2 protein-coding genes are annotated in these 4,639 nt (G+C 36.1%); both read left to right on the top strand.

Annotated elements, in window-relative coordinates; all coding sequences use genetic code 11:
* Positions 1 to 22 precede the first annotated feature (22 nt).
* Entirely contained in the window at positions 23 to 3,361 is a 3,339-nt protein-coding gene (locus VFS71_RS03550; RefSeq protein ID WP_326399407.1) for a T9SS sorting signal type C domain-containing protein, read from the top strand.
* Positions 3,362 to 3,584: 223 nt separating this feature from the next.
* The coding region (locus VFS71_RS03545; RefSeq protein WP_414655981.1) for a fibronectin type III domain-containing protein at positions 3,585 to 4,639 on the top strand (1,055 nt) is incomplete at its 3' end.

Raw genomic sequence — 4,639 nt, 5'->3', positions numbered from 1 at the left:
TATTTGCTCAAATACAATACCTTTGACATTAATTAGTAGTACTACTGCATCTTCTCCAACCTATCAATGGCAAAGTTCTACAACTTCTGGTATAGGTTTTACAGATATTACAGTTAATGGGACTAATGCAACATATGTATTTCCTTCAGCTTTAACCCAAACAACCTATTATAGATTGAAAATAAAAAGCACTTGTACTGTTGTTACGAATCAAATAACAATTACGGTAACATTGCCTGCAATTCCTACAGCGGTAACGCCAAATAGCGGAATTTCCATTTGCAACGGTTCAAGCACAAACGTTAATGCTACATCAGCAGGAAACACCATAAATTGGTACACAGTAGCATCAGGAGGAACACTTTTGGGGAATTCAGCAAGTGGAGCCAATTTTTCAGTTTCGCCTTCAAGCAATACTATCTATTATGCTGAAACTAAAACTACTGCGGGATGTTTAAGCGCAACTAGAACTGCTACTGCCTTGATAACAGTAAATACATTATCAACAGCACCGACAGGAGCCACAGGAACAACAACAATCTGTAATGGAGGAAGTACTACGCTTACTGTAGCTGGCGGAAGCGCAGGAACAGGAGCTGGCGTAGAATGGTTCACGGGTTCATGTGGAGGTGCATCAGCGGGAACAGGAAACAGTATTACAGTTTCTCCAAGTGCTACAACAACTTATTATTTACGTTATAATGGAACATGTAACACAACGACATGTGCTACAGTAACTGTAACAGTAAATACATTATCAACAGCGCCGACAGGAGCCACAGGAACAACAACAATCTGTAATGGAGGAAGTACTACGCTTACTGTAGCTGGCGGAAGCGCAGGAACAGGAGCTAGCGTAGAATGGTTCACGGGTTCATGTGGAGGTACATCAGCGGGAACAGGAAACAGTATTACAGTTTCTCCAAGTGCTACAACAACTTATTATTTACGTTATATTGGAACATGTAACACAACGACATGTGCTACAGTAACTGTAACAGTTAATCCAACAAGTAATGGAGGAAGTGTTTCTGGATCACAAACAACTATTTGTCTTAATACAAGTACTGGAGTCTTAACTTTAGGAGGTGGTTATGTTGGTTCAGTAGTACAGTGGGAGAAGAGATTAGATTCAGAACCGACTTGGACAACAATTTCAAATACTTCGACAACTTATTCAGATATACCTACAGTAGCAGGTGTATGGGAATACAGAGCTTTAGTTCAAAGCGGAAGCTGTCCAGCAATTTACTCTACTTCTTTTGCGGTTACTGTAGAATCTGGAATTCCTGTTGTTCCTATTTTAAATAGTGTCAGTTTATCATGTAATCTAACTTCTGCTGTAGGTACTTGGGCAGCAGTTTCAAATATATCTAATTATCAATTTGATCTTTCCATAGATCCTTTATTTGGTGTTGGTACTTTTGTAGGTGGTTATCAAGATTTTCCGGTATCTCTATCAGCTACCTCTACAGAATCTGTAGCTCTAAGCGGGTTAAATGCTAATGCAACTTATTATGCTAGACTACGAACAGTTAGCAGTTGTGGTACAGTAAGCGGAAATTCAAATGTTGTCACCATCTCAGTGCCTATTACCACAACCACGGATGGTGGTTTAACTTGGAATAATGGTCAACCAGATAATACTATGAAAGCGGTATTCATGAGTACTGGAAGTATTGATCCTATTACTATGGTTACTCCAATAGATGCCTGTTCTTGCGAAATCGGCCCAGGAGTGAATGTTGTGGTTGGAACTCCTAGTGGAGCAAATGCAAATGCTGATGCTATCTTAAAGCTTGAAAAAGGATTGCATGTTGACGATTCAAGTACTTTAACTTTCGAGAACAACGCGAGTTTGATTCAGGTTGACGATTTCGCCGTGAATACTGGAAAAATTATTTACAATCGTACTACTACCGCGATGAAGAATTTCGATTATACGTATTGGTCTTCACCAGTTCAAGGTCAAACCCTGTATGATTTATCGCCAAACACTTTATGGGATAAATATCTTAGTTATAGCTTAGATAATAAATGGGTTGTTGAAGCGTACGGGACTTCAATAATGTTTGCTGGAAAAGGATATATCATTAGAGTGCCAAAGCCTCAATTTTGGCCTAATCCTTTAGCGGCTGATTATGTTCAATCCGTAAAGTTTAAAGGAGTGCCAAACAATGGAAAATACACGTTAGCAATTGCCCCGACAGGGTATAGTAACTTAGTAGGTAATCCATATCCATCAGCTATGAGTGCAGATGCTTTTCTGTTGGAAAATAGTGTGAATAATCCTAGGGTAGAATCGACAATTCGTTTTTGGACGCATAGTACGGTGATTACCAATAATAAATATTCTGGCGCCGATTATGCTTCTTATAATTATTTAGGAGGGGTAGGAACGAGTGGTAATTTTGTGGACACAAACGGTAACGGTATAAAGGATGTTGGTGAAGTAGTGATTGCTGCTAATAGTCCTTTAGGTAATATAGCAGCTGGGCAATCTTTTTTCGTAAAAAGTGCTACAAAAATAGAGCCAGTTGTTTTTAAAAACAGTATGCGAGTAGGTGTTTCAGGCAAAAATGCTCAATTTTTTAGAGGGACTAAATCAAAAACTGCTGCTATAGAGAAACATCGTGTTTGGTTGAATTTGACCAATTCCGAGGGTGCTTTCAAGCAACTATTAGTTGGTTATGCTACAGGAGCAACGAATGGGCTAGACAGTGCTTTTGATGGTTTGAGTATTAACAGTAATGTCTACATTGATTTTTATAGTGTAAATGAGGGTAATAATTTTGTGATTCAAGGGCGAGCCGTTCCATTTGACAAAACGGATAAAGTGCCATTGGGTTATAAAACTACTATCGAAGGTGTTTTTACAATAAGTATTAATCAAGTAGATGGTGCTTTGACGGATCAACCAATTTTTATAGAAGATAAAGTGACCAATGTTGTTCATAATCTTAAAAACGGGCCTTATTCATTTAATACTGTTAAAGGAACGTTCAATGATCGTTTTATGTTGGTTTATGTTGATAAAACAGTAGTGACGAAGCGATCTATAACAGTTGGAACCTCGGTGAATAGTTTGAATCCAACTTTGGAAAACCAATCTATTGATGGAAAAGATAATTCGATAATTGTGTCTGTAAAGAACCATCAAATTAAAATTAACTCTTTTGAGGAGACTATGTCAATGGTTATGGTTTATGATTTGAGAGGAAGATTGCTTTATGAAAACAATGAAGTGAATAGTAATGAATATGTGATAAAGGAATTGAATTACAGTGATCAGTTTTTAATTGTTATGACACAATTAACCAATGGCAATTGGATTACCAAAGAGATTATTCTGAAAAATTAAGTATTAGTATTACTTTGATTTTAGCCCCATTCTGACTAATCAGAATGGGGCTTTTTTATTTTAAAATAACCTTTCTAATGATTGATACAGTAATGGATTGTTATTAAATTTATTATATATAAAAAACCATGTAGGAAAATATTTTTTAAATTTAATGATAATTATAAAGTAATTCTTATTTTAGCATTGTGTGTTTTAGAGTTTTAATTTGATATTATTTTTTATGAAACAACTTATTTTTTGTTGTTTATTTTTTATTTCTTCACCAGTTTTAACTTTTGGACAATCAATATTTGAAAACCCTATCAATGGAGTGAATTCGAATGAATCAAATCCCTATACTATTGGAGAATTAGTAGATTCTAATATTATGGTTACTGGTATTGGTAGGGGAAGTGGAATATTTGGTTTAAATGCAAATGGGAGGTACGATGCCAGAAGTTGGAAATCAGCTGAATTGGACGTAAATGCTTATTTTGAGTTTACCATAATTCCCAAAACGGATAAAAAAATTGATTTTGTTAGTTTTGAATATACTGGTCAGATTTCGATTAATGGCCCTGTTCTTTTTGCGTTTCGTTCGAGTGTTGACGGTTTTACTTCAGATATTGGTATTGCTTCTGCAACGGGTTCGATAATTTCCTTGTCAGCTACCGCGTTTCAAGATGTAGCTACTCCTATAAGCTTTAGATTGTATGGATGGGCGGCTATTGCGGGAACTGGAGCTTTTAGTATTAATGATTTCCAATTTAATGGTGTGATTTCTTGTGCGACTCCGCAAATATCTAGATTACCAGAAATAAGCCTTAGTTGTTCATCTACTTCTTTTGTTTTGAATTGGCTTCCTTCTCTACATGCCTCAAATTATTTTATCGATATAGCGACCGATTCTGGTTTTGTCAATAATCTTGTTGACTACCAAAATAAAGAATTAGGGAATGTTTTATCTGAAACCGTTACTGGCTTAACTGCTGGGAAAGCATATTATGTTCGATTGCAATCTGCAAATGATTGTTCTATCAGTAGTTATTCAAATAGTATAAAAGTAGCTCCACCAGAAACTATTTATGATGGATCATGGTCCAATGGTATTCCTAGTCTAGCAAAGAATGTGCGATTTTCTAATAATTTTAATTTGAGTACATTTATGGAAGCCTGCTCTTGTCAAATTGATGAGAACGTAATTGTTCATGTTGATTCCGGAGGAGTTTTAAAGCTTGAAGAGGGATTGGATGTTGCTCCTTTAGGTTCCTTGATCTTTGAGAATAATGCAAGTTT

It is taken from the genome of Flavobacterium sp. (assembly GCF_035760125.1).
Taxonomy (GTDB): Bacteria; Bacteroidota; Bacteroidia; order Flavobacteriales; family Flavobacteriaceae; genus Flavobacterium.
This window is presented reverse-complemented; position numbering and strand designations above follow the sequence as displayed.